This is a genomic window from Celerinatantimonas diazotrophica, from assembly GCF_004339545.1.
GTDB classification, from domain to species: domain Bacteria; phylum Pseudomonadota; class Gammaproteobacteria; order Enterobacterales; family Celerinatantimonadaceae; genus Celerinatantimonas; species Celerinatantimonas diazotrophica.
The window spans coordinates 195,805-222,510 of the sequence record NZ_SMGD01000011.1 but is presented as its reverse complement, the minus strand read 5'-3'; the positions used below and the strand labels follow the sequence as shown (position 1 = coordinate 222,510).

The 26,706-nt window shown below is 42.8% G+C and carries 24 protein-coding genes and 2 pseudogenes; 18 read left to right on the top strand and 8 right to left on the bottom strand.

All coding sequences use genetic code 11. The annotated features are described in order from the left end of the window. Window positions 1–12: 12 nt before the first annotated feature. Window positions 13–1,089: an AI-2E family transporter gene (locus tag EV690_RS04155; RefSeq protein ID WP_131911675.1), complete on the top strand. Its 1,077-nt coding sequence runs from the start codon at window positions 13–15 to the stop codon at window positions 1,087–1,089. 59 nt (window positions 1,090–1,148) lie between these two features. On the opposite strand, the pseudogene EV690_RS18365 reads toward EV690_RS04155, so the two are convergent. Beyond that, window positions 1,149–1,274 (bottom strand): annotated as a pseudogene (locus EV690_RS18365) (thioredoxin-dependent thiol peroxidase); the annotation flags it as partial. Between the two features lie 351 nt (window positions 1,275–1,625). Continuing rightward, window positions 1,626–2,546, bottom strand: a complete 921-nt coding sequence (locus EV690_RS04145; protein WP_131911674.1) for a LysR family transcriptional regulator — start codon at window positions 2,544–2,546, stop codon at window positions 1,626–1,628. Window positions 2,547–2,760: 214 nt separating this feature from the next. On the opposite strand from EV690_RS04145, the gene EV690_RS04140 reads away from it, so the two are divergent. Beyond that, window positions 2,761–3,669, top strand: coding sequence for a DMT family transporter (locus tag EV690_RS04140; RefSeq protein WP_396022829.1), 909 nt, complete (start codon window positions 2,761–2,763; stop codon window positions 3,667–3,669). Window positions 3,670–3,811: 142 nt separating this feature from the next. On the opposite strand, the pseudogene EV690_RS18595 reads toward EV690_RS04140, so the two are convergent. From EV690_RS18595 to EV690_RS04125, 3 genes and pseudogenes are all read right to left on the bottom strand, one after another. Continuing rightward, window positions 3,812–4,238, bottom strand: a pseudogene (locus tag EV690_RS18595) (hypothetical protein). Between the two features lie 34 nt (window positions 4,239–4,272). After that, entirely contained in the window at window positions 4,273–4,740 is a 468-nt protein-coding gene (gene bcp / locus EV690_RS04130; protein ID WP_131911672.1) for a thioredoxin-dependent thiol peroxidase, read from the bottom strand. 32 nt (window positions 4,741–4,772) lie between these two features. Next, on the bottom strand, window positions 4,773–5,294 hold the full coding sequence (locus EV690_RS04125; RefSeq protein WP_131911671.1) for a glycine cleavage system transcriptional repressor: 522 nt from the start codon (window positions 5,292–5,294) through the stop codon (window positions 4,773–4,775). A gap of 208 nt (window positions 5,295–5,502) precedes the next feature. Between EV690_RS04125 and bamC the strand changes: the two genes are divergently transcribed. From bamC to EV690_RS04100, 5 genes are all read left to right on the top strand, one after another. Next, window positions 5,503–6,615, top strand: a complete 1,113-nt coding sequence (gene bamC / locus EV690_RS04120; RefSeq protein ID WP_165872655.1) for an outer membrane protein assembly factor BamC — start codon at window positions 5,503–5,505, stop codon at window positions 6,613–6,615. A gap of 66 nt (window positions 6,616–6,681) precedes the next feature. Next, window positions 6,682–8,424: a single-stranded-DNA-specific exonuclease RecJ gene (gene recJ, locus EV690_RS04115; protein WP_131912122.1), complete on the top strand. Its 1,743-nt coding sequence runs from the start codon at window positions 6,682–6,684 to the stop codon at window positions 8,422–8,424. A 94-nt stretch (window positions 8,425–8,518) separates the two neighbouring features. After that, window positions 8,519–9,617, top strand: a protein-coding gene (gene prfB, locus EV690_RS04110) for a peptide chain release factor 2 (protein ID WP_131911669.1) whose coding sequence is annotated in 2 segments (ribosomal slippage) — window positions 8,519–8,593 and window positions 8,595–9,617 — 1,098 coding nt in all. Because the reading frame shifts where the segments join, the coding sequence is not laid out codon by codon here. A gap of 21 nt (window positions 9,618–9,638) precedes the next feature. Beyond that, the gene (lysS, locus tag EV690_RS04105) at window positions 9,639–11,147 is read left to right on the top strand and encodes a lysine--tRNA ligase (protein ID WP_131911668.1); all 1,509 of its coding nucleotides are present in this window, start codon (window positions 9,639–9,641) and stop codon (window positions 11,145–11,147) included. A 153-nt stretch (window positions 11,148–11,300) separates the two neighbouring features. Further along, a complete protein-coding gene (locus EV690_RS04100) occupies window positions 11,301–11,756 on the top strand; it encodes a macro domain-containing protein (RefSeq protein ID WP_131911667.1) in 456 nt (151 codons plus the stop codon). Here EV690_RS04100 and EV690_RS04095 read toward each other — a convergent pair. After that, window positions 11,741–12,712: a GGDEF domain-containing protein gene (locus EV690_RS04095; protein WP_165872654.1), complete on the bottom strand. Its 972-nt coding sequence runs from the start codon at window positions 12,710–12,712 to the stop codon at window positions 11,741–11,743. The genes EV690_RS04100 and EV690_RS04095 overlap by 16 nt on opposite strands. A 328-nt stretch (window positions 12,713–13,040) precedes the next feature. Then, the gene (locus EV690_RS04090; protein WP_131911665.1) at window positions 13,041–13,952 is read right to left on the bottom strand and encodes a LysR substrate-binding domain-containing protein; all 912 of its coding nucleotides are present in this window, start codon (window positions 13,950–13,952) and stop codon (window positions 13,041–13,043) included. 102 nt (window positions 13,953–14,054) lie between these two features. Here EV690_RS04090 and metE point away from each other — a divergent pair, with 102 nt between their 5' ends. Continuing rightward, window positions 14,055–16,346 (top strand): 5-methyltetrahydropteroyltriglutamate--homocysteine S-methyltransferase, encoded by a 2,292-nt coding sequence (gene metE / locus EV690_RS04085; RefSeq protein WP_131911664.1) that lies wholly within the window; start codon window positions 14,055–14,057, stop codon window positions 16,344–16,346. A gap of 385 nt (window positions 16,347–16,731) precedes the next feature. Then, window positions 16,732–17,985 (top strand): serine hydroxymethyltransferase, encoded by a 1,254-nt coding sequence (gene glyA / locus EV690_RS04080; protein WP_131911663.1) that lies wholly within the window; start codon window positions 16,732–16,734, stop codon window positions 17,983–17,985. A 154-nt stretch (window positions 17,986–18,139) separates the two neighbouring features. Here glyA and EV690_RS04075 read toward each other — a convergent pair whose 3' ends face one another. Beyond that, window positions 18,140–18,571, bottom strand: a complete 432-nt coding sequence (locus EV690_RS04075) for a DoxX family protein (RefSeq protein ID WP_131911662.1) — start codon at window positions 18,569–18,571, stop codon at window positions 18,140–18,142. A 304-nt stretch (window positions 18,572–18,875) separates the two neighbouring features. Between EV690_RS04075 and nrdR the strand changes: the two genes are divergently transcribed. The 9 genes from nrdR to EV690_RS04030 all read left to right on the top strand — a co-directional run bounded on the left by nrdR (window position 18,876) and on the right by EV690_RS04030 (window position 26,662). Continuing rightward, window positions 18,876–19,328: a transcriptional regulator NrdR gene (nrdR, locus tag EV690_RS04070; RefSeq protein ID WP_131911661.1), complete on the top strand. Its 453-nt coding sequence runs from the start codon at window positions 18,876–18,878 to the stop codon at window positions 19,326–19,328. 12 nt (window positions 19,329–19,340) lie between these two features. After that, the gene (gene ribD, locus EV690_RS04065) at window positions 19,341–20,459 is read left to right on the top strand and encodes a bifunctional diaminohydroxyphosphoribosylaminopyrimidine deaminase/5-amino-6-(5-phosphoribosylamino)uracil reductase RibD (RefSeq protein ID WP_131911660.1); all 1,119 of its coding nucleotides are present in this window, start codon (window positions 19,341–19,343) and stop codon (window positions 20,457–20,459) included. After that, entirely contained in the window at window positions 20,459–21,133 is a 675-nt protein-coding gene (locus EV690_RS04060; RefSeq protein ID WP_131911659.1) for a riboflavin synthase, read from the top strand. The genes ribD and EV690_RS04060 overlap by 1 nt, the downstream gene beginning before the upstream one ends. A 4-nt stretch (window positions 21,134–21,137) precedes the next feature. After that, window positions 21,138–22,247: a bifunctional 3,4-dihydroxy-2-butanone-4-phosphate synthase/GTP cyclohydrolase II gene (gene ribBA / locus EV690_RS04055; RefSeq protein ID WP_131911658.1), complete on the top strand. Its 1,110-nt coding sequence runs from the start codon at window positions 21,138–21,140 to the stop codon at window positions 22,245–22,247. 68 nt (window positions 22,248–22,315) lie between these two features. Then, entirely contained in the window at window positions 22,316–22,783 is a 468-nt protein-coding gene (gene ribH, locus EV690_RS04050) for a 6,7-dimethyl-8-ribityllumazine synthase (RefSeq protein ID WP_131911657.1), read from the top strand. Window positions 22,784–22,795: 12 nt separating this feature from the next. Further along, window positions 22,796–23,212 (top strand): transcription antitermination factor NusB, encoded by a 417-nt coding sequence (gene nusB, locus EV690_RS04045; protein WP_131911656.1) that lies wholly within the window; start codon window positions 22,796–22,798, stop codon window positions 23,210–23,212. Window positions 23,213–23,218: 6 nt separating this feature from the next. After that, the gene (thiL, locus tag EV690_RS04040; RefSeq protein WP_131911655.1) at window positions 23,219–24,187 is read left to right on the top strand and encodes a thiamine-phosphate kinase; all 969 of its coding nucleotides are present in this window, start codon (window positions 23,219–23,221) and stop codon (window positions 24,185–24,187) included. A 9-nt stretch (window positions 24,188–24,196) separates the two neighbouring features. After that, on the top strand, window positions 24,197–24,676 hold the full coding sequence (locus EV690_RS04035) for a phosphatidylglycerophosphatase A family protein (protein WP_131911654.1): 480 nt from the start codon (window positions 24,197–24,199) through the stop codon (window positions 24,674–24,676). Between the two features lie 387 nt (window positions 24,677–25,063). Then, complete coding sequence (locus EV690_RS04030) at window positions 25,064–26,662, top strand: ABC transporter substrate-binding protein (protein ID WP_131911653.1); 1,599 nt, start codon at window positions 25,064–25,066, stop codon at window positions 26,660–26,662. The last annotated feature ends 44 nt before the right edge of the window (window positions 26,663–26,706 follow it).

The window sequence follows — 26,706 nt, the reverse complement described above, 5'->3', positions numbered from 1 at the left end:
TATCAACTGCCTATGTTTAGCCTTTTTAAAGGTTGGTATCAGCGTAAATTCTCGGATCCGGAAGCCGTAGCGCTGGTATTTATATTGGTTGTGGGATTTTTAGTACTCTATTTTATGGGACACTTGTTAGCCCCATTGTTAGTTGCCGTGATCCTTGCATACCTTCTTGATTGGCCAATTATTCGTTTAGAAAAATTAGGTTTGGGTCGACGATGGGCCACATCACTGGTCATATTGGCTTTTGGTATTTTAGTGGTGGTGGCTGTGGTTCGGATTTTACCGACGGTCTGGACGCAGGGGGCTAATCTGATTACTGAGCTACCGACCATGTTTAACAAAGCTCAAACTTTTATGGATTCTCTGCCACAACGTTATCCCGATTTAATTGATCCAGCTTTCGTTGATACGGTCACTAAGGCTATTCAGCATCGCTTTTTAGGGATGGGTGAAAAAATGGTGCAGGCCTCCATCAGTTCGCTGATTAGTCTAGCAACACTCGCTATTTATTGTATTTTAGTGCCACTGATGCTGTTCTTTTTATTGGCTGATAAACACCGCCTGATCCGTTCAGCTTCGCGGTTTTTACCTAAAAATCGTATTTTGGTTGGTCAGGTTTGGCATGAGATGCACCAGCAAATTACCAATTATTTGCGAGGAAAAGTCATTGAGATCATTGTTGTTGGACTGGCTACCTACTTAGTTTTCTTTGTGATGGGGATGCGCTATTCAGCTCTGTTAGGCGTTGCGGTAGGGGTATCCGTACTTATCCCGTATATCGGGGCATTTGTGGTGACCGTCCCGGTGACGATGGTCGCGCTATTTCAGTGGGGACCCACTGCTGATTTTGGTTATCTGATGCTCGGGTATCTGATCGTTCAGGGGCTGGATGGTAACTTACTGGTACCATTGCTCTTTTCTGAAGCCGTTAATTTGCATCCATTAGCAATTATTATTGCCGTGATATTGTTTGGCGGTTTATGGGGATTTTGGGGAGTCTTTTTTGCCATTCCTCTGGCGACATTGGTCAAAGCTGTCCTTAATGCTTGGCCGTCAGATACGGGGAATAATGATCAACAGCTTCTAGAATAACAAGCAGGGCGTGCTCACTCACGCCCTGATTGCTTAATCGTATGTTTAACATACTTGGATTAGTTGTTATTTATGACTTCATGATGATCTTTGGTTTTGAATTTATTAGATATATGTTCGATTTTACCTGATTCATCGATTAAGAAACTGATTCGAACCACACCTATATTTTCTTTACCCATGAAGCCCACTCTTGGAAATATGCTAAGACATAAATTTTGACAATTATTAATAAAATCTATTTTTAACAGTGAGTTAGGTTAATAAATTCCTTTTTTTTTAACTCTAATTACAGCCGTTGTCATATTTTTTGGTAAATTAGACTAATTTTGACGCTTTTCCAAGTGCGAACTTGTCATAAAAAGTTTAGGCGATGTTATAAGATGAAGCTGATTATCATTGCGACAAAATAGCTCGGTGATCACAAGCATAACTTTGAGCCTGTAACTCATTTGTGGACAGAAGTTGCTTAGAGTTTCTACATAAATCAGAGAAAAAAGTATTATTTAAAATATGGTAAATACTGATATTCTTAGCTAGTTGCTATCTTTATTTATACGTTGTGACAAGAACTCAACAAATTTCTTCAACTGAGCTGGGATATATTTAGATTGAGGATATTGAGCTATCAGCTTGCCTTGATAATTACCCTCAATATGCCAGTTATCAAATAGTTCTATAACTTCTCCTGACTCCACATATTCACGTATCGAAAACTCTGGAAAGACAGAAATCCCTATCCCGCGCAAAACTGCCTCTCGTCTAATTTCACTATGATTTACATGTAATGTTCCTTGGACATGCACTGAGCATATTTGATCATTGAGTGTGAACTTCCAATATCTATCTTTTGGTTCTTCTCCCAAACACAAACAGTTGTGGTTACTTAAATCATTCGGATGAAGGGGAACACCTCGATTATCAAGGTATTTGGGGGTAGCACACATTATCAGTTTGCATTCAGTAAATATTCTTCCAACCAAAGACTCTATGGGGTGCTCTGTAATGTGAACTAATAAATCAATATCATCACGAATAACATCAACGTAGTTATCGGTCACTTTAAGTTGCAGTTCCACCTCTGGGTATTGAACCATAAAATCGAGAATTATTGGCGTCAAAATTTGCCTTGATAATGCTTTGGGCGCAGCTACTCTCAATTGACCTCTTACCTTCGAATCATCACTTTTAGCCATGCTTGATACACAGTTAGCCGCCGCCATTATGTTGTTACAAACCTGATAAATTTCATTCCCTTTGTTCGTTACTCGCATGTTTCTAGTTGTGCGCTCAAGCAATTTTAACTCTAAAGCACTTTCTAATCTCGACACTGAGCGACTGATTGAAGACGGAGAGACGCCGAGCTCTGTCGCTGTTTTAGTGAAGCTTTGTGATTCTACTACATGGACAAATATTGCCATTTCTGGCAGCAGAGAAATAATTTCATTCGTGTTCAAAACGCAAAAGTCCTTTGCATAATTAGCTAATTGTTTATTTGAGAATACTTTTAGATACTTTTCCGGTCAATTAACAAGTGGAATTAGCTAACAATGAACAAAAAAATTAGAAGTATTGATGATCCCGAATTTGTAGCAGAGTCGGTACACGATCTATTAACGATAATTTAGCTCACCGAGATGTACTTGTTATAGCGTTTACCCTGATGGAGGAATAAGTATGGAAGTGAGCAGAGTCCAAAGGAAATCCACAAGATTATCGATAACAGAACCTATGTTACTCCTAGTGGCTATTTTTTGGGGAACAAGTTATGGCCTCACGAAAGAAGCTTTACTCTTCACTAGTGTATTTCTATTTATCGCCATACGTTTTTCGCTAACTTTTATATTAATGCTACCAATATTAATCAATGACTTTCGACAGGGATTAAACAGGGATTGGAGAGTTGCTGTACCTACGGGAGTTATTTTGTCAGCAATATTTTTTTGTGAAGTTCTTGGTGTTTCGCAAACAACCGCCTCAAATGCCGCTTTTTTAATAAGCTTGTCAGTTATTTTAACTGCACTATTAGAAGTCATCATAAATAAACGAAATGTATCCATCTTGTTATATGTCCTAGCTATAGCGAGCATCACTGGCGTATTTATGCTTACAAGGAATACAAAAGAACAATTTTCTTTAAATACTGGAGACTATTTCATATTAATCGCAGCATGTCTTCGTGCAATTATGGTCACGACAACAAAACGTCTGGTGGTAAACAGAGAAATAGCGACAACAAGTCTTACAGCACTTCAATCTTTAATAGTTGCACTATCATCTTTAGTAATAACAGGGTTCTACTTACCTCTAGAAGATATCCATATCCCGAATAAGGTAGAATTTTGGTTTATAATTATGTATCTCGTCATATTCTGCACGTTATTCGCTTTCTTCGCGCAAAACTATGCAGTTCGACGAACGTCTCCAACGAGAGTATCACTATTGATGGGAAGCGAACCTTTATTTGGAGCATTATTTGCAGTAATTTGGTTACAAGAGTCGCTAAGCTTTATTCAAATGCTAGGAGGAGTCATTATAGTCGTTTGCGTTATTACAACTTCTTTGAAAGTAAAGTCGTAGATAATATTCATCTGATGCAAATGAAGTTTGTTTAATAATTTAAAAATCGAACGGCTTGCTACATTAGCGGCAGTAAGCGCCCCATAAACTCACGAGGCGCATACTACGCGACCATAAGGAGAAGTAAGGCAAACTAGGCTTGCTATGAGAACATGTCCACCTGAAATTTAGCTTGTTTGTTATGAAGCCCACGGGCTTCCAACCAAGTGTAGAATCGACTTCGAGAAATCGATACACCACGTTCGTTTAGTTGCCTAAGAACTTCAGTTTTGGAGGTCTTGGTGTCGAGAGGGTTCAATATAAACGCTGTATGCTAAATGTAGCTCACCATATGAGGCTATTTGGCCAATGGCACCTACTCACTCCATAGCTTTATGGCGACCCAACCGAGTGATATCTGATACAATGATGTTTTGTTGAGCGGAAATAACTTCCGCTCACTCAACTCTGTCTTGTGCAGACACGTGCTCTGCTATCCAATCCGTTATTTGTATGCCACTTATAGCAGCATACGCTTGATAGCTTCTTGGGGATTCGCCATCGGCTCTTCGTGAATCTGATACTCGAATGTCCCCAAGTTAACAGTTAATTGCTCATGGAAGCTTATTTGTTGTTTAGGTAGTTTAATACGACTTCATGATGATCTTTGGTTTTGAATTTATCAAATATATGTTCGATTTTACCCGATTCATCGATTAAGAAACTGGTGCGAACCACACCCATATTTTCTTTACCCATGAATTTTTTAAGTTGCCATACGCCATATTGTTCACAGACAAAGTGGTCTTCATCAGCTAACAGTGTAAAGTTTAAATTTTGTTTGTTGATGAAGTTGGTTAAGCGCTTAGGGCTGTCAGGGCTAATTCCTAAGACTACTACGCCTAAGTCATCCAGTTGTTCTTTGCTGTCTCTAAGACCGCATGCCTGAGTTGTGCACCCTGGAGTGGAGGCTTTGGGATAAAAATAGACCAATACTTTTTGTCCCTTGAAATCAGCCAAACTGACGCTTTTACTTTCCTGATTTAATAGCGTAAATTCTGGTGCCTTTTCACCTTCTTTAATCGTCGTCATATTCAAACTCCTTAAGGTTTGGGACTTTCTGCTCACTGTGGATAAATTTGTAACTCAGCCGATTCAGTGCAAAGTTTATGGCAGAGTGTTTCAAATTGTTCTCGCATTTTTTGGGGGGGAATGGTTTGCTCATCACTAATATAAGCGATCATTTCTAGCTCTAGTATCTGATGGTTTAACTGTGATCGTAATGACACCAGAGCTAAACCATGATCAGATATAAATTGAGTAAATTGACGAATAATTCCAGCACTATCGTTAATCTTAATTTTGAAATGAGCTCGTGCTGAATAGTTAGGTTGTTCATGTTCTGTGGTGCGTTTTACCACCGTAACCAGTTCTAACTCCTGACTTTTAAGTGGGAGACTTGTTTCGATACGGGTAATGGCATTCCAGTTGCCCGAAAGTAACATAATCAGCGTAAATTCCGCACCATATAAAGCCAGACGGCTATCAACAATATTGCAGCCGCAATCGCTAACGTGGCGAGTGAGTTGATTGACAATATTAGGTCGATCACGACCAACTGCTGTTACGACTAAATGATGCTCCATATATTTAAAAATCTATTGCCCTTATATGAAATTGAGCATACTCGTAACGATAGGGGATTTCCAGCTTTGCACAAGGGTGAACTCTGTTGGGAATAGAGTCATTATTCGCGATAAGCCCTCGAGCTTTAGCGTTCAAACCTTGAGTTTATTGCACTGGGTCAGTAGACTACTGGCCAGATTATAAATTCTTGATTGGAGCGTCGGCCCCTTGTTTGTTTCTTCTCGAGTTCGATTATTGATCGTTGGCAGCGTATCAGTATGGTTATCCGCATGTTCTTCTAATAGTCATCCTGGTCGAGCATTACATGGATTTGATTATTTAAATGCCAAAACTTCGGCTCCTCTGGTGGTTCCAGCACCGTATCCTAAGCCGCAAATAGCTCGAGATTATGAGATCCCAGCACTTAAACCGAACTATCGATATACTCAGTGGGTTGGTAGTAAAGTAAATATTCAACCGCCAGAGCAGATTATTGATCTGGTATCGGGTGAACTTCAGGTTCACAACCAGCAGCCTGCTTATATGTTTGAGCACTCATCCGCTCAATCGAAAGCTCAGACACAGCAATGGTTTATCACCATATTAAGAGCGTACACTCGACATTTTGGTGGGAACCTTGTTCAGCAGAAGGCTGATCCTCTGACATTTAGCTCTGGAATGCTCACAGAGAAACGTCATATTGATAATGGCTTTTTTGACAGCAAAGATATTGTCTTCAAGAGCAAATTCACTTATGAGGTGAACGTTTCACAAAGTGGTCGATCTGTGACATTGACACCACATCTGCTGTATTATCGACGCGACCCTCGTGAATATGAGCAATTGACGAATCAAATTAAACATCGCCTTGAGATTAAAGAGCTTAACCGTGTTATTGCCTTTGTGGCTAATTATCAACACACCCACAAAGCACGCACTATGCAATCAAAAGCAATGAGTGTCGCGATGAGATCCATAGATTTGCAGATGCAAAATAATGAAGGTGTTGCGACCTTAATTGCTAAAGCGAGTGTGCCTGAAACGATTCGGGCATTAGAAAAAGCATTGTCGGTTTTGGGCTTTAAAATTACAGCGTTTGTCTCTGAGGCCGGTAAAATGACCGTTGATTATGACCAGCCGTCAAGCAGTAAGCTTGCAGACTATGGCGTGAAACCCGTACAACTTGGGGAAGATAAATATTATCTGACGATTGGGGGAAATGATGGCAATACGCAAATTACTATCAGCGATGATGATGGTGTGCTAAGCCCTGCAAGACTCAATAAAATCTATCCGGCGTTGAAACATTTGCTCGCGACTATGAGTAAACCTCAATCGTAACTATTTTCTCATCTTTGATGGCAACCTGCTTAGGTTGCCATCATGACAACTCAAAATACGCCCGTTATGAATCATGTGAAATTAGTTCGTCGTCCAACTGTTGCGGCGACTGAATTAGGCAAGCTCCCTCAGGAAATACCACAAATCATTCGTCAAATTTATTTAAGCCGAGGAGTGAGCGTTAGTGATGAACTGGAGCGTAATTTAAGAGCATTACTCCCTTGGCAGCATCTTAATGGTTTAGATTCTGCTGTGGCGTTATTACTCGCTTATCAGCAACGCCGGATTATTATTGTCGGGGATTTTGATTGTGATGGCGCGACCAGTACTGCCCTGATGTTGCGCGGGCTCAAGTCTATGGGCTTTACTCAAGTCGATTTTTTGGTGCCAAATCGGTTCGAATATGGTTACGGTTTAAGTCCTGAAATTGTCAAGTTGGCTCAAGAGCGTCAGGGGGAATTAATTGTTACTGTTGATAATGGCATCTCTTCTATCAGTGGTGTGGCAGCCGCTGGAGATGCGGGTATCCCGGTTATTGTGACGGATCACCATTTACCTGGGCATGAACTACCTGATGCGGCTGCAATTGTGAATCCAAATTTAGCAGAGTGTGACTTCCCTAGTAAAAATTTAGCTGGTGTTGGTGTTGCGTTTTATCTGTTATGCGCGCTACGAGCAAAATTGCGTGAAAATGGTTTCTTTGCTAATTATCCTGAACCTAATCTGGCGCATTATCTTGATTTAGTAGCGTTGGGTACGGTGGCTGATGTGGTGGTACTTGATCACAACAACAGAGTATTAGTTCATCAAGGCTTATCACGCATTCGTGCTGGACGATGCTGTGCTGGGATTCAAGCGTTGATCGAAATCTCGGGTAAAAATCAGTCATCACTGACAGCCAGTGATCTTGGCTTTGCGTTGGGGCCGCGTTTGAACGCGGTTGGGCGCTTGGATGATATGAGCCTAGGGATCCAGTGTTTAGTCAGTGATGACCTGTTTCAGGCCCGACCAATGGCCTCGACGATGGACGAGCTCAATCGTGAACGAAAAGCAATCGAGCTAAGCATGCAGCAAGAAGCTGAGCAAAGTGTGGCTAAACTCTCTTTTGAACACCAAACCCTGCCTAACGCATTGGCTCTTTATCAAAGCGACTGGCATCAGGGTGTCGTCGGACTTGTTGCGTCACGAATTAAAGAAAAATATTATCGCCCTGTATTCGCTTTTGCCGATAGTGATGAACAAACGATTAAAGGCTCGGGACGTTCGATCAGTGGTGTACATATGCGAGATTTACTGGAGCGCATCGATACCCTAAATCCCGGATTAATTGATAAATTTGGAGGCCATGCAATGGCCGCGGGGCTCTCTTTGGCAAAAGCTAATTTTCCGATTTTTGCAGAGCAGTTAGAAAAAGTTGCCAGCGAGTGGATTCAGCCGGCACAGTTGACAGGATCATTACTCTCTGATGGTGAACTCTCAGGCGATTTATTGTCGCTAGAATTTGCGCAGTTATTACAAAAATCGGGACCGTGGGGGCAGGGGTTTAGTGAGCCTTTGTTTGATGGTTTATTTTGGTTATTAGATCAGCGTATTGTGGGGCAAAACCATCTAAAAATGACAGTGCAACCTGTTGCTGGTGGGCCAACATTAGATGCGATTGCATTTCACATTGATCGGAATTGCTGGCCTGATCAAAGCGTTCGCCAGGTGCAACTGGCTTATAAATTGGATATCAACGAGTTTCGTGGCCGTCGGAGTGTGCAGCTTTTGGTTCAGTTGTTAAACAAACAGGATATCAAGAGTGAATAATTGCCAGCATAATTCATCTAAGTATGTTTATTTCCCGCACAATTAGGTAAAATTAGCGCCCTTTAGTAAATCCTAATGACAGGTGAAAGCAATCATGTTTGAAGTCAATGCAATTCATCATATCCTCGCCGATATTAAAGAGCGTAGCGAACTGCTTCGGGGGTATCTTTGACTACGACAGTAAGAATGAGCGTTTAGAAGAGGTTACCCGGGAACTTGAACAACCAGAGATCTGGAATGAGCCGGAACGAGCTCAGAAACTGGGTAAGGAACGTGCGGCGTTAGAAGAAGTCGTTAATACCATTAATACCCTGGACCAAGGGATTGATGATGTGGAAGGATTGGTTGAGTTAGCTGTTGAAGCCGACGATGAAGAGACCTTCCAAGAGGCTGAGTCTGAAGCATCGGAGCTTTTAAAACAGCTGGAAAAATTAGAGTTTCATCGGATGTTCTCTGGTGAAATGGATCAAAGTGACTGTTATATCGATATTCAATCTGGTTCTGGTGGCACTGAAGCGCAAGACTGGGCAGCGATGTTGCTCAGGATGTATTTGCGCTGGTGTGAAGCGCATCATTTTAAAGCCGAAGTCATAGAAGAATCAGCCGGTGAAGTAGCTGGAATAAAAAGCGCCACAGTTAAAGTTCTGGGTGAATATGCATACGGCTGGTTACGTACCGAAACTGGCGTACATCGGTTAGTTCGTAAATCACCATTTGATTCCGGCGGGCGGCGTCACACCTCGTTTGCATCGGCATTTGTTTATCCTGAGATTGATGACAGCATTGAAGTCGATATTAATCCGGCCGATCTACGTATTGATGTGTATCGCGCATCTGGAGCCGGTGGTCAGCATGTAAACCGAACTGAATCTGCCGTGCGAATTACCCATTTGCCAACTAATACGGTTGTTCAATGCCAGAATGATCGCTCGCAGCACAAGAACAAAGATCAAGCGATGCGTCAGTTGAAAGCGAAGTTATATGAGCTTGAGCTGCAGAAGAAAAATGCTGAAAAACAGGCCAAAGAAGAAACTAAATCAGATATTGGTTGGGGCAGTCAGATCCGTTCATATGTGCTAGATGATTCACGGATTAAAGATTTGCGCACAGGAGTCGAGAATCGCAATACGCAAGCAGTATTGGATGGCGATTTAGATAAATTTATTGAAGCTAGCCTGAAATCAGGGCTGTAAAGAGAAGATAAAGGTTAAAGAATGACTGAACAGGTACATGACGAGAACAAGCTAATTGCTGAACGTCGAGCCAAATTGACCGAGTTACGTAAATTAGGTAAATCGAACGGCTATCCTAACGATTTTCGCCGGGATAGTTACGCTGCAGACTTAGAAGAAAAGCACGGCGATAAGACCACCGAAGAGCTCGAAGAACTGGGATTAGTGGTTAGTATCGCGGGGCGGGTCATGGCTAAGCGCGGTCCGTTCATTGTCATTCAGGATATGACCAGTCAGATCCAAGCCTATGCTTCCAAAGAGACGCAAAAAGCACTTAAAGCACTCGGTGGGCTTGATATTGGTGACATTATTGGCGTAAAAGGTGCTCTGCATAAATCAGGTCGTGGTGCTTTGTATGTGATGATGGATCATTTTGAGCTGTTGACGAAATCTTTGCGTCCGTTACCTGAAAAATTCCATGGATTGGCTGATCAAGAACAACGTTATCGCCAACGTTATGTTGACTTGATTGTCAATGAACAGTCTCGTCAGACATTTAAAGTCCGCTCGCAGGTGATGGCGGCAATTCGCCAATTTATGACACAACGTGATTTTATCGAAGTTGAAACCCCGATGATGCAGACGATTCCAGGGGGCGCTTCAGCACGGCCGTTTATCACCCATCATAATGCCTTAGATATTGATATGTACCTGCGTATTGCGCCTGAGTTATATCTCAAACGTTTGGTAGTAGGCGGGTTTGAACGTGTGTTTGAAATTAACCGCAATTTCCGTAATGAAGGTTTATCCCCTCGGCATAACCCAGAATTCACGATGATGGAATTCTACATGGCATATGCTGATTATCATGATCTTATGGATTTAACCGAAGCGTTGCTTAAATCGGTCACAGAGCAGGTTCTGGGTAGTAGTCTTGTCAAATATGGTGAAGAAGAGTTTGATTTTGGCTGCACTTATGCGCGACTTTCCATGCTTGATTCAGTGAAACAATTTAATCCTGATAATGAAGCTATTCAGCAGCTTGATCATGATAAAGTTCAGGATCGCTCTATCATGGAGCCTATTGCTAAAGCGATGGGCATTGAAATTGAATCGTATTGGGGTGCAGGTAAACTATTGACTGAAATCTTCGAAGAAACTGTTGAACATCGCCTGATTCAGCCCACGTTTATCACCCAGTATCCGGCTGAAGTGTCACCACTGGCTCGACGCAACGATGAAAATCCATTTATTACTGATCGCTTTGAATTCTTTGTCGGTGGACGTGAGATAGCGAATGGCTTCTCAGAACTGAATGATGCTGAAGATCAGGCTGAACGCTTTAAAGCGCAGGTTGCGGCAAAAGATTCTGGTGATGATGAAGCGATGTTCTATGACGATGACTATATCACTGCTTTAGAACATGGATTGCCTCCAACAGCGGGTCAGGGAATTGGGATAGATCGTTTGGTTATGCTATTTACTGATAGCCATACCATTCGTGATGTCGTCTTGTTTCCAGCATTGCGTCCGCAAAGTAAAGAGAGTTAAGTTTTCCTTTATTCGTTTTTTTGATATGACAACCGAGGCTATGATGCCTCGGTTTTTTTTATAAATGCTTTCAGTGCAACTGTTTTATGAGCAGTTGGAAAAGTTTATAGCTATAGTTGTTATTAACAGTAGTCCGCGAGCAGAGTTAAAACAATGAAGGTTATCGATGGAGATCTAATCACACTCGCTGAGCAAGGCTCATTTGATGTGATTGTACACGGTTGTAATTGCTTCAATGATATGAGCCAAGGAATTGCTGCAATGATAAAGGAGCATTTTCCTGAGGCATACATGGCTGATCAGAATACAATTCCAGGTGATCGCAATAAGCTTGGCACATTTACCAGTGCTTTGGTTGAGCGCAACGGCCACCGTTTTACAGTTGTGAACGCTTATACCCAATATGGACATGTAGGAGATGGTAATGTTGATTACGAAGCGCTGCATGTTGTTTTGGCACTGGTGAAGCAGCATTTTCATAACTTACGCATTGCTTACCCACTGATCGGCGCCGGAAGGGGAGGCGGTGACTGGGCATTACTTAAGAAAATTATCGAACAGCAGCTCGAAGGGGAAGATCACACTTTGATTCGCTATGCGTCAGCTTGATATAAACGAACGCAATTGCGTCCTTCGTCCTTAGCTTGGTAAAGGGCGTAATCGGCTTTTTCGATACCTTCTTCAAAGGTCTGAACGGACTCCGACAACTGTGCTAGTCCGATACTGACCGTGATAAACAGATGCTGATCTTCAACTATAATCGGGTGTTTACTGATCGTTTCTAGTGTACGATTGGCCCAAGTTAGTGCTTGTTCTGGTGTCTGATCTGGCATTAACACCAGAAATTCTTCGCCACCAAAGCGGGCAACTAAATCGCTCCTTCGTGTAATTGAGCTAATTAATTCAGCTATGACTCGTAATACCTGATCGCCGATCAGATGTCCGTGTTGATCGTTTACTTTTTTGAAGTAGTCAATATCAATCAGTGCTAAAAACGCATGGGGATGAATGCTACGCATGGTCTGATCCGCATATTCATACATCCCGCGGCGGTTGTATAAGCCAGTCACTTCATCGTGATTTGCATACTGCTGTATTTGATTTTGGAGTTTCTGTGCGGCGATGGCAGGAATAAATACGGCTGCTGTAAACAGATAAATTGTATCGAGAATAACTAGTGAAAGATTTGTCCAGTTATCGGCTTCAATAAATTGACTGTGTTGAGTCATGACATTTAAAAAAGTCCGAATCATCAACCCTAAAAATATAATACTAAATAAGATTGCCCAAAATTTTCTGGCGCTTTCAAAGTTTTCTAAACGCATGAAACCTAAATAAATCGTAATAAAAAGCTGCGCCAAGATAATAATATCAATTATGAATACTCGCTGTGTAAATGACGCATCATTTAGCAGGGCGACAATAATGACAAAGAAGGTAATAATGGGGAAACTGAAAATGAGTACAGCGAGTTTTGGGATATCTAATGAATGATAACGGTAAAAACCAAATGTGGTTAAGGCAATCGCAAGGCTGATTATGGTATTGCCAAACAGAATACTCACAGGCAGTGGGATCCAGAATCTGGTAAAGAGAAAAAGTAACCCAATCGCAATGCACCAATGACCTATTCCCCATAATATGACACCATGACATTGTTTTATAGAACGCAATAATAGTGTCAGAATCAAGCTGGAAACAATGCCAAGAGCAATGTCCATTATTAACAGAGTTGGTATATCAATGGGCAGCAAATTGAGGGCCTATTATAAGTAATGCCAGTCTTGACTAAAATAAGATTATTTTAGACACATTTAGTGAAATTTATTTTATATTTTTATATAAAATAACGATTAATAAAAATCATATTATAACTTCATATTTTAGCTGCAATTATGAAAAGTTGCTCCTAATTCCAGGAAAACTTCGAGTTAGGTGACGAGTCTGATCGATAAAATTCTCGGTCCATGGTTGCGACTTCTGTCGATAAGCTAAATACATGGTACGCCATAACCCTTGATTTCCCAAAGCAAGCATTTTGAGATCCAATGCCTGTCCGAGTTCTTGGACGACCCAACGGGGAAGAGCGGCGAGTGCGTCGCTTTGACTAACCTGTTGAAGCATCATTAATGGGTGACGAGTGTAATGAACGGTTGCAGGTTTAACTCCTGCTGGCTGAAGAAACTCACTGAATACATCGAGACGCTGTTCGGCGATCGGATAGGTAATAAGATGTGCTTGGCTTAGATGACTGGGTTGAAGATAGGGCTCTTTAGCCAGTGGATGGTGACTGCTGCATACGACTACCGTTTCATAATGAAAAAGAGGGGCATAATTTATCTGCTCGGTTGTTTGAGGATTGGCGCTCAAGACCCATTGTAATTCACCACTTTGCAGTGCACTTAGTGCATCAAAAGGGTGTTCATTAATCAGTTCCACATGAATTTCGGGCCATTGTTTGGAAAAGGCTTTTAATACTGGCAAAAGCCACAGATAACAGCTGTGACACTCTAAGGCGAGCGCTAATTCATTCGGAGGGATATCGGTGCGGTTACCCAGCCGTTGCTCCGCTTGATAGATTTTAGGGAGAATATCGCCTGCCAGTTCTAAAAGAATGCGGCCTGATTCAGTAAATTTTAGTGGCGTTGTTTTACGAATGAATAGCGTGCAACCCAGTCGCTGTTCCAACTCTTTGAGTTGATGTGATAAGGCTGATTGGCTGATATAGAGCTGTTCAGCAGCCCGACTAACCGAACCTGATTGGGCTAGTGACTGCAGTGTTCGAAGGTGGCGAATTTCTATCATCAATTTTACTCATGTTAATTATGAAAAAAATGATTTTTAATCATGTTAGCATGATGTCATATTTGTAGCCATCTAAACATCTATCCATCTAAAGAGGGCGTTATGGCTACACTGCACAACTTAGGTTATCCACGAATTGGTGAAGATCGCGAATTAAAGCGCGCCATTGAGAAATTCTGGCAAGGGAAAATTGACGAAGATGAACTGAAAAATATTGGGCAACAGTTACGTCGGCAAAATTATCAGACCCAACAATCGGCAGGTATTGATCTACTGCCTGTAGGCGATTTTGCTTGGTATGATCATATTCTGCAGTTAGCGCTGACATTTGGGGCTGTGCCTTCACGTCATCGCGGCAGCGGAAACTCTTCAGAGCTGACCAAGTTATTTAGTTTAGCGCGAGGCCACAGTGACGAACAAGGTAACCATGCCGCTTTGGAGATGACTAAATGGTTTGATACGAATTATCATTATTTGGTTCCTGAGTTTGAAGCCGAACAACAATTTGAGTTGGGCCACAGCCCGTTACTGGAACAAATCGACGAAGCTAACGCTCAATCGTTACCGGTGAAAGCTGTGCTGACTGGGCCATTAACATTTCTCTATCTCGGGCGGTTTGAGGGCCAGCAAAAATTATCGCTATTGCCCGCTTTGCTCAAAGGATATCAGCAACTACTGGCTAAGATTGCGGATAAGGGGATCGATTGGGTGCAGATTGATGAACCCATTTTAGCATTAGAATTAGATCCTGTTTGGCAACAAGCTTTTGCGGATACCTACCAGCAATTGGGACAGAACCCAGTTCAATTATTACTGACTAGCTACTTTGGCTCTTTATCTATTCCTTTATCTGATATTGCGCAATGGCCAGTTAGCGGTATTCATCTGGATTTGGTGCGCGCTCCATGGCAGTTGGAGGGAGCGGTAAACGAATGGCCAACTGACAAAGTGCTATCGCTTGGGGTCATTGATGGGCGAAATATCTGGCGCAGCGATTTAGACTACTGGTTTGATATTCTGCAGCCGGTGAATCAGGTGCGTGGCGATAGGCTCTGGCTTGCCCCATCTTGCAGCTTGTTACATGTTCCGGTTAACTTAGAACGCGAGGGCAAGCTTGATGCAGAATTAAAAAATTGGTTGAGCTTCGCCAAGCAGAAACTTTCAGAGTTAGTGGCGCTGGGCCATCAGCTGGATAACGAAGTGAGCGAAAAAGACCGTCATTATCTGTCACTAAGCAGACAGGTCGTCGTGAGTCGTAATCAATCGCTGCGTATTAATAACCCAGCGGTTCGCGCTCGAGTGGATGGGTTAACTGAAGATGATTTTCATCGTTCCAGTGAGTATGCTGAACGAGCAAAGATTCAGCGGCAAAGTCTAAAATTACCTTTACTGCCCACGACCACGATCGGTTCATTTCCGCAGACGTCGGATATTCGTGCAACCCGATCTGCTTTTGTCAAAGGCGATATTACTCAAACTGAATATGATGTATTTATAGCCGAACAGATTGATGAAGTGATTCAGCGTCAGGAGCAACTTGGTCTCGATGTCTTAGTACATGGTGAACCAGAGCGTAATGATATGGTGGAGTATTTTGCGCCTTATCTGAGGGGTGTGGAGCAGACGCAATATGGTTGGGTGCAAAGTTATGGAACTCGCTGTGTTAAGCCCCCCATTATTTACGGCGACGTCTGTCGAGCTGAACCGATGACGATTCATTGGAGTACATATGCACAATCACGCTCGAATAAACCAGTTAAAGGGATGCTCACCGGTCCACAGACCATTTTAGGTTGGTCATTTGTTCGCAGTGATATTCCGCGTGCAGATGTTGCTGAACAGATTGCCTTGGCTCTGCGTGATGAGGTTGATGATCTACAAAAAGCTGGAATTAGCATTATTCAGATTGATGAACCAGCATTACGTGAAGGATTACCTTTAAAACAAAGCCAGTGGCCGGAATATCTGAATCGAGCCGTGCGTGCTTTTCGTTTATGTGCCAGCGTTGCTGATGATGCCACGCAGATTCATACCCACATGTGCTACAGCCAGTTCAATGATATTATTGCTTCGATCGCACAGATGGATGCCGATGTGATTACCATCGAAACTTCTCGTTCGGCAATGAAACTGTTGGATGCCTTTCAAGATTTTAATTATCCAAATGAGATTGGTCCTGGTGTTTATGATATTCATTCGCCGGTTGTTCCTAGTTCTCAGTGGATAGAAAAATTGCTCGTGTTAGCCAGCGAGAAAATTCCACTTGAGCGGTTGTGGGTGAACCCAGACTGCGGACTGAAAACACGAGACTGGCCAGAAACCCTTGCGGCCTTGCAGGTTATGGTCGACGTTGCGCGCAAGCTGCGAGACAAGTTTAAAAATACAATTAACTAAACTTCGATTCCCCTGCATAGGGTGTAGGGGAGTTACTTCATTCGGCAAAGCTATCAGCTAAAGGGCGATTAGCCAGCACGACTCAAACATTAACTAAGAGAACTGTGTTTTTAATCGCGTCATAAAACCATGAAATGAGCGATCACGTTTTGCTGAAGTAGCGGATTTATTTTTTTATCAATTGGATGGTCAAGAATAAGCGTGGCTGGGCTATTTAAAGACTCAAATTTTCAGAAACTTTCTGAAAAAGGGTTGAGCTTAGCGCCAATTTCGGGAATCATTCATACTTCTAGAAATAACGGTGTCGCTAGGCAAGGATGCGATGCCATAAAATATTTCATTAAAGAGATATCCCCATGATTTTTGAAAGAGCCAGGAGAAACTGATGCTTAAGCGCGATATGAATATTGCTGATTATGATGAGGAGCTTTGGCAAGCCATGTCTGCAGAAGTTCGTCGTCAGGAAGAACATGTAGAATTAATCGCCTCGGAAAACTACACTAGCCCGCGAGTGATGCAAGCTCAAGGGTCTCAGTTAACCAATAAATACGCAGAAGGGTATCCTGGAAAACGTTATTATGGCGGCTGTGAATACGTTGATATCGTGGAAACTCTTGCGATTGAGCGGGCTAAAGAGCTGTTTAATGCTGATTATGCCAACGTTCAGCCTCATTCAGGCTCGCAGGCAAACGCGGCGGTATTCCAGGCGCTACTTGAACCTGGTGATACGGTACTGGGGATGAGTCTTGCCCATGGTGGACATCTGACCCACGGCGCAAAAGTTAGCTTCTCAGGTAAAATTTATAACTCTGTTCAGTATGGCATTAAGTCGGATACTGGAGAGCTTGACTATGAAGAAGTGGAAGCTCTGGCAAAAGAACACCAGCCTAAAATGATTATTGCTGGCTTCTCAGCATATTCAGGTATTGTTGACTGGCAGCGTTTTCGTGAGATTGCTGATGCTGTTGGTGCTTATCTGTTTGTTGATATGGCACATGTGGCTGGATTGGTTGCTGCAGGCTTGTATCCCAACCCGGTGCAAATTGCGGATGTTACCACCACTACGACGCATAAAACTTTAGCAGGCCCTAGAGGCGGTTTGATCCTTGCTAAAGCAAACCCTGAAATCGAGAAAAAACTGAATTCAGCGGTGTTCCCAGGGGGACAAGGTGGCCCGTTGATGCATGTGATTGCAGCGAAGGCTGTTGCTTTTAAAGAAGCAATGGAACCAGAGTTTAAAAGCTATCAACAGCGCATTTTAGATAATGCCAAAGCAATGGTGAAAGTTTTCCAAGAACGTGGTTATAAAGTGGTTTCAAATGGTACTGAGAATCATCTGTTTTTGCTTGATTTGATCGATAAAGACATTACCGGTAAGGATGCCGATGCTGCATTAGGTCAAGCGAATATTACGGTCAATAAAAACTCAGTTCCGAATGATCCTCGCTCACCATTTGTCACTTCAGGACTGCGTATTGGGACTCCGGCCATGACTCGCCGTGGTTTTACAGTTAAGGAAGCCGAATATCTCACAGGCCTTATTTGTGATGTGTTAGATGATTTGGAAAATGCAGAGAACATCAATTCAGTAAAAGCAAAAGTGATTGAATTGTGTAAAAAATTTCCAGTTTATGCTTAATTTAAGTCATTAAGCGACTGAATAAAAACGCAGCCATTGGCTGCGTTTTTTACTCTGGAGGTGAAAACACCAACTCAATATCTGAGTGATCGACCCAAAGAGGTAGTGGGCAGATTGACAACCAACACTAGTGAGCACTCACTGATCAAATCAGTTATTTAGTTAAATATCGGTCAATCGCCAGACAACCTGAACCGCTTACTATTAATGATGCACAAACGGCTAATAAGGCTAATGCATATTCAAAACCACCGTTCGATAGGAATAACCCGTGGCTGATGTGCACAGAAAAAATGGCAACCAGCATGGTAAATCCGGTAAAAAAAGCAGCTGGACGAGTCAGCAGGCCTAAAAATAAGAGCAATCCACCAAAGAATTCAGCACTACCCGAGAGTGTCGCCATTAGCAAACCAGGTTCTAATCCGACAGAAGCCATGAATTTAGCGGTACCGTGTAAGCCATAACCACCAAACCAACCAAATAGTTTTTGGCTACCGTGAGCCATAAAAATAATGCCTACTGGCAGACGTAACAAAAGTTGTGCGATACCAGCGTTGCTTTGCAACAGAGTCTTATACAAGGTCATGTCATTTTCTCTTTAATTTAGTATTTCTTGCTGTTATCTCTGTCGGACAAGAATAATGACAGAGTGCGTGTACTGAGATGCAGAATTTGACAAATTCCTCATAACTGAACAAGCTCATTGTCACTAAAAACATTGTTTAATAATATTTAACTATTCTTAGGTTGAATGTGTTTTTTGTGAACACAATTTGTGCTGGAATGGCGCTTGGCCTGCCTAAAATTGGGTAAAATTTCTGTAAACATCGACAGATAGCGCCGTTTCTAGGTAAAATGAACTCATTATTGAAACTAAATCGAGAACTCCCGTGCGTTGCCCTTTTTGTAATACCAATGATACGAAGGTGATCGATTCACGTTTAGTGAGTGAAGGTCACCAAGTTCGTCGTCGTCGTGAATGCGTGAATTGTCACGAACGTTTTACGACCTTTGAAACGGCTGAATTAGTCATGCCGAAAGTGATTAAAAGTAATGGCTCCAGAGAGCCGTTTAACGAAGATAAAATGCGTGCAGGCATGGCCCGTGCGCTAGAAAAAAGACCCGTTAGTGTTGAGGCGATTGAGCAAAGCGTCAACCATATAAAATCCCAGTTACGCGCTACGGGTGAACGAGAAGTACAAGCAAAATTGATTGGTCAGCTCGTCATGGAAGCGCTGAAAAAATTAGATAAAGTTGCATATATTCGATTTGCTTCTGTTTATCGGGCCTTTGGCGACATTCGTGAATTCGGCGAAGAGATTGCTCGTTTGGAGAAACCTTGAACAGAGTTTGTAATGGATGATTTTTCCGCGTTAGATTATGTGTATATGGCCCGTGCGATGAGACTGGCTGCAAAAGGGCGCTATACCACTCCGCCGAATCCCAATGTTGGTTGTGTATTTGTCAAAAACCAGCAGATTATTGGCGAAGGATTTCACTCTAAAGCCGGGCAAGGCCATGCTGAGGTGAATGCTATGGCTGATGCTCGGGCCAAAGGATACTCGCTTGAAGGGTCAACTTGTTATGTTACTTTAGAGCCTTGTTGTCATTATGGTCGTACACCTCCTTGTGCTCAAGCGCTGAGTGACGCGAAGGTTGCTCGAGTAGTCATGGCTATGCGTGATCCAAATCCGAAAGTGGCTGGTGGTGGCAAGTCGATGCTTGAGCAGGCTGGCATTACGGTACAAACCGGTTTGTTAGCCACGCAGGCAGAACAGCTTAATCCAGGATTTTTACTACGGATGCGTTTGGGGCGCCCGCGAGTTCGACTCAAAATTGCGATCTCTTTGGATGGTCGCACCGCACTGGCCAATGGTCAAAGCCAGTGGATTACAGGTGCGTTGGCTCGCTCTGACGTGCAACGTGAAAGAGCAGTAAGCCATGCAATATTATCAACTGCTCAAACAGTCTTAGCTGATAATGCTTCGTTAAATGTTCGTGTTAATGAATTGGGCTCTTTGGCAGAACAATTAGCTGTACCGCTGCGTCAGCCGATTCGAGTGATCATTGATCGTCGCCAACAATTAAGCGGTAATGAGCCACTGTTTCGACTATCGGGTCGAGTGATTCGGGTGATTGACCGTCCTGCTACCCACACTGTAGGCGAAACGCTACTTGTTAAGCAATGTGACAACTGGTTAGAAAAGGTGCTTTATGCATTGGCTCAACTTGAGATTAACGATCTTTGGGTCGAAGCGGGGGCGACTATGAGTGGGGCGCTATTAAGTGCTGGGCTAGTGGATGAGCTCATCGTTTACCAAGCCGCTGTGACTTTAGGTGACCAAGCCCGGGCGATGTTGCAACTTGATGATTTAACTGAATTGTCTGCAGCAAAACGTTGGGTTTTGACGTCTCAGTGCCAAGTTGGTCATGATCTGAAATTCGTATATCAGCCCAAAGAGGCCATATTGTAATGTTTACTGGAATCATTGAAGCGCGAGGAACGATTCAGGCGTTACGCAGACGCTCTGTCGATGTGCAGCTTAAAGTCGCCACTCATACACTTGATATGAGCGATGTCCATATTGGCGACAGCATTGCTGTCAATGGGGTCTGCTTAACCGTAGTTGAGTATTCTCAAGACCATTTTTGTGCTGATGTCTCCCATGAAACGTTGTCTCGCTCCAGCCTTGGGAAACTCAAGGTGGGTTCAAATGTTAACCTGGAAAAAGCGATGGCCGCCAATGGCCGTTTTGGTGGCCATATGGTCAGTGGTCATGTAGATGGTCTGGCCACGGTGAAGTCAGTGAGTCATCAGGGGCTCGGGATTGATATTTGGCTGGAATTTCCGGCTGAGCTAGGTAAATATATCGCTGAAAAAGGCTCGATTACATTAGATGGTATTAGTCTAACCGTGAATGAGCTTCGGCAAAGTCAGTTTCGTCTGACGATTATTCCACATAGCGCTGAACAAACGACTATTAGTGAGTGGCGAAAAGGTAGCCAAATCAATTTAGAAGTCGACGTTGTGGCCCGCTATTTAGAGCGTTTACTACAAAGTCCTAATTCAACGCATACTCGCAGTGATACGCTAAGCGAAGAAAAGCTTGCTGAATGTGGCTTTTTATCATTATCTCGAGGGTTATAACACTATGGCACTGAGTCCGATTAAAGACATTATTGATGATATTGCCGCAGGAAAATTTGTGGTTCTAATGGATGATGAAGATCGCGAAAATGAAGGTGATCTTATTATAGCAGCGGAAAAGATCACGCCCGCTGCTATTAATTTTATGGCACGTTATGGACGGGGCCTTATCTGTTTATCACTCACTGAGCAGCGTTGCCAGCAGTTAAATCTGCCATTGATGGTGAGCCACAATAGCGAGAAATTTGCTACTGCATTTACTGTTTCAATTGAGGCTGCGGAAGGGGTGACTACGGGAATTTCGGCAGCTGATCGAGCAACTACGGTTCAGGCCGCTGTCAAAGCAGATGCTAGTGCGGATGATATTGTGATGCCTGGTCATGTGTTTCCACTCATGGCTAGAGAAGGTGGCGTGTTAAGTCGGGCTGGACATACTGAAGCGGGGATTGATCTGGCCCGCTTAGCCGGTTTTGAACCAGCTGCTGTCATTGTTGAGATCTTAAATGAAGATGGCTCTATGGCACGCCGTGATGATCTGGAAAAGTTCTGCCAGCAGCATGAGATCAAATTAGGCACGATTGCTGATTTAATTGAGTATCGCAATATTCAAGAAACAACCATTGAAAAGGTTCAACAGTGTCAGTTGCCGACCAAATATGGCGATTTTGTATTAACGGCTTATCGTGACACTATCGCCGGGCAGATCCATTATGCACTGCGGCATGGCAATATTGACCCGCAACAACCTACTTTGGTCCGTGTTCATTTACATGATCCATTATACGATTTGTTTGGAAGTACGCGTGATGGACAGATGAGTTGGCCGATTGATCAAGCGCTCAGTCAACTGGGAAAAGAAGGCGGGGTTTTGGTACTGATCAATGAAACGGACCCGCAACAGGCGGTGCTAAATCGACTAGCGCATTATACTCAGGAAGAGCAGGGACTCACTCCAAAAATGAGACAGAACCAACGAGCTTCACGTAATGTTGGGATTGGATCGCAAATTTTGATTAGCGAGGGTGTGCAGAAGATGCGCTTGATGAGTTCCCCTAAACGCTATCATGCGTTGTCTGGATTTGGTCTAGAGGTCGTCGAGTTAGTCAGCCATTAACTTACAACCTTCCTGTAGTGTGTTAGAATAACGCGCTTTTTTATTATTTGGGATAGTTAGGGTAAATTATGAACGTGATCGAAGGAGTGGTACCGGCCCCTGAAGCCAAAATCGCCATTGTGATCGCCCGCTTTAATAGCTTTATTAATGAGAGTCTGTTAGCTGGTTCGATTGATACATTAAAACGTCAAGGTCAGGTTAAAGACGAGAATATCACTGTTGTTAAAGTCCCTGGTGCAGTGGAAATCCCGCTGGTGGCACAACAACTTGCCAAATCTGGTCAAGTCGATGCCATTATTGCCTTAGGTACAGTCATCCGGGGCGGCACTTATCATTTTGAACTTGTCTCTAATGAGTGCCACAAAGGATTGGGCCATATTATGCTTGAATATAATGTGCCAATTGCGTTCGGTGTTTTAACAACTGAATCGATCGAGCAGGCGGTAGAGCGAGCCGGAACCAAAGCCGGTAATAAGGGTACAGAGGCTGCATTAAGTGCCTTGGAAATGATTAACGTCATGAAAGAGATTGGTTAAGGAGTCTCAGTTTTGAAACCATCAGCGCGCCGGAAAGCCCGGCAGTTTGCCACCCAGGCCATCTATCAGTGGCAGATGACTGGCGATCATATCGATAATATTGAGCATCAGTTTTTAACCGAACAAGATATGAGTAAAGCCGACGTTAGCTATTTTAAACAGCTGATTGAAGGTATTGCTGTCCATCATGAAAAGCTGGATCAAATGATGTCTTCCTGCTTGGCTCGTCGTTTAGATGAGTTAGATTTAGTGGATCACGCCATTTTATTGATCGGTATGTATGAATTGACTCAGTGCAAAGATTTACCTCCTAAAGTTGCGATCAATGAAGCGATTGAGTTGGCAAAAATTTTTGCAGCTGATGACAGCCACAAGTTTGTAAATGGTGTCTTAGATAAATATTTCCATCTACAAGAGTTGAAAAAGTAATTTTTAATGGGCGAATTTGAGCTTATAGAGCGTTTTTTTGCAAAATCAGCAAAAAGATCCGATGTTGTTTTGGGAATAGGTGATGATGCTGCTTTGCTTACACCTCCTGACAATCATCAGCTCGTTGTTACAACGGATACGTTGGTTGAAGGGATTCACTTTTTCGCGGATATTCCTGCCAATGCCTTAGGGCATAAATCACTAGCGGTTAATTTAAGTGATCTCGCTGCCATGGGGGCTGAGCCTCGTTGGGCGACGTTGGCAATTACGTTGCCTTCGGCTCGTATGTCTTGGATGGAGCAGTTTTGTGAAGGCTTTTTTGAACTAGCTGAATACTATAATGTCACTCTCGTTGGAGGCGATACGACTCGAGGGCCATTGAGTTTAACAATTACTGCCCAAGGAGTTGTACCCAACGGACAAGCGTTGACTCGTTCTCATGGTCAGATTGGTGATTGGGTCTATGTGACTGGTTTTTTAGGGGGCTCGGCTCTGGGCCTAAAACATTTGCAAGGGCAGCAAAAATTAACCAGTGAGCAGCGAAGTACGTTGTTAAATCTTCATTATTATCCGCAGCCTCGGGTTCTTAGTGGCTATGGTCTGCGCGGTGTGGCTAGCAGTTGTATTGATATTTCTGATGGCTTGTTGGCAGATTTGGGGCATTTGGCGAAAGCTTCTGGATGTAGTGCCAAAATTCAGGTGGAACAACTTCCTGTTCATCCTCTGGTCGAATCATTATGTTCACCTGAAGAAGCTATTGCTCTGGCATTGTGTGGCGGTGAAGATTACGAACTATGTTTTAGTGTCTCGGAAGAAAATAAAGGGGCGCTGGAAGTTGCACTCTCATATAGCGGGGTGCACTATCATTGTATAGGTCAACTGGTTGCGGGCGATGAACCTGTTCGTCTTTATCAGGGAAAAGAAGACTACCATCTTTCTGGGTTTCGTAGCTGGGATCATTTTTACTCGAGCTAAAGGTCATTTATGGATCACTATTTGAAACGTTTATCAATGACTAACCCTATGCATCTGTTAGCGGTCGGTTTTGGTAGTGGGTTGGCTCCCAAAGCTCCGGGGACTTTCGGCTCTTTAGCTGCATTACCACTGGTGGTGTTATTGTCATGGTGGTTGCCACTATGGGGATATTTGTGCTTTTTAGTCATTGGTTTTGGCATCGGTGTGTACAGTTGCCAAGTTGCAAGTCGTGCGATGGGAATTCATGATCATGGCGGGATCGTCTGGGATGAATTTATTGGTATGGGCATTACCATGATTGCTGTTCCAATCAGTTGGCCATCAGCGCTTGTTGGATTTGTTTTATTCCGTCTTTTCGATATTACCAAACCATGGCCAATTCGTTGGTTGGATCAACATGTTAAAGGCGGCTTTGGCATTATGATCGACGATGTTTTAGCTGGAATTATGGCGTGGATTGTTCAGCTAATCTTATTTTCTTACTTGTAGTTTCCTGCTAACTGAGCCTGTTCTATCTTGTCGTTATAGTACGGCTACATCTTTGTTTTATTAATGTTGCATTAAGAATGTGACTTTTCGATAAAATAGTTTTTTTTAAATAAAAACTGTTCAATTATTCTGTTTCTTAAAATTTTATATAGATAATGTGCTGCATCCCCTTTACAGATTTGGTTAAACGTAATAATTTAGCCACTACTACTAAATTGTCTTTTTATTGATACTTTAGTTGTTAAAAATAGGGATATGCGGATTATCAGTACACGTGATCAAACGTCAATTAATTATAAAGATAATTTCGCTCACTACTACACAACATTTTGAACGGACAACGGTTTCAATCAACCGTTACTGACAGTGATGTTCAATGGAGCTAATATGAATAAAGGATTAGGACTCTTGTCCATAGCCCTTCTTGCAAGTGCTGTGGCAACTGGTGTACAGGCTAAAACCGAGACTTTGGTTTATTGTTCAGAAGCCAGCCCTGAAGGATTCAACCCGCAGTTATTCACCACTGGAACAACCTTTGATGCAAGTTCTCAAACTATTTTTGACCGTCTAGTCGAATTTAAACGCGGTACCACTGAAATTGAGCCGGGTCTTGCAACAAGCTGGGATGTCTCTGCCGATGGTAAAACGTATACATTCCATCTGCGCAAGGGTGTGAAATTCCAAACTATTAAAGGGAAGTTTACCCCAACTCGTGATTTTGATGCGGACGATGTTGTCTTTAGTTTTGAAAGGATGTTAGATAAAAAGAATCCATATCATGATGTCTCTGGCGGAAGCTATGAGTACTTTGATGGTATGGGGATGCCCAAATTGATCAAAAAAATCACTAAAGTTGATAAATATACGGTCAAATTTGAGTTGAGCCAACCCAATGCTCCTTTCCTTGCTGATTTAGCAATGGACTTTGCGTCAATTTTCTCAGCAGAACAGGCCAATCAGTTTTTAAAAGAAGGTAGACCAGAGCTGTTAGATCAAGATCCTTCTGGTACTGGTCCATTTATTAAAGTGGCTTATCGTAAAGATTCGGTTATTCGCTACATCGCGAATAAATCATACTGGCGAGGCGCTCCTAAAATTGATCGTTTAGTTTTCTCTATCACACCAGATGCGTCGGTGCGTTATGCGAAGCTTAAGGCAAACGAATGTCAGGTTATGCCTTTCCCTAACCCTGCCGATTTGAAAGAGATGGCCAAAGATCCAAATATCAAACTGATGCATCAGGCGGGTTTGAATGTAGGGTATCTGGCATTTAACGTTACTCACAAGCCATTCGGTAAGTTAAAAGTTCGCCAGGCTCTGAATCTTGCTATTAATAAAAAAGCGATTATTGACGCAATTTACCAGGGGGCTGGCGAAGTCGCTAAAAACCCAATCCCACCGACTATGTGGTCTTATAACAATAAAGTTAAAGACTATCCATATGATCCAGCCAAAGCGAAAGAACTGTTAAAAGAAGCAGGTGAGAGTCACTTTAATACCACGATTTGGGCAATGCCAGTACAGCGTCCGTATAATCCGAATGCGCGTCGTATGGCCGAGATGATTCAGGCCGACTGGAAAAAAGTGGGTGTTAACGCCAAAATCAAAAGTTATGAATGGGGGGAATACCTCAAACGTGCTCGTCAAGGTGAAGCTGATACGATTCTGATGGGTTGGACGGGTGATAATGGTGACCCAGATAACTTCCTAAATGTGCTGCTTAGTTGTGAAGCGGTTGGTAACTCAAACTATGCGCGTTGGTGTTACAAACCATTTGATGCAATCGTGCAAAAAGCTGCGCGTATTTCAAACAAAGCTGAACGCACCAAACTGTACGAAAAAGCACAAGTTATCTTTAAACAACAAGCGCCTTGGGTGACGATTGCGCACTCAGTTGTTTATGAACCTATTCGTAAAGAAGTGCATGGCTATAAAGTAGACCCATTTGGCAAACACATTTTCTATGGTGTTTCTTTAGGTAACTAATTCGTCAATTTTTTCAGGGCTTCGTTTCTTTCGGAGCCCTCCTA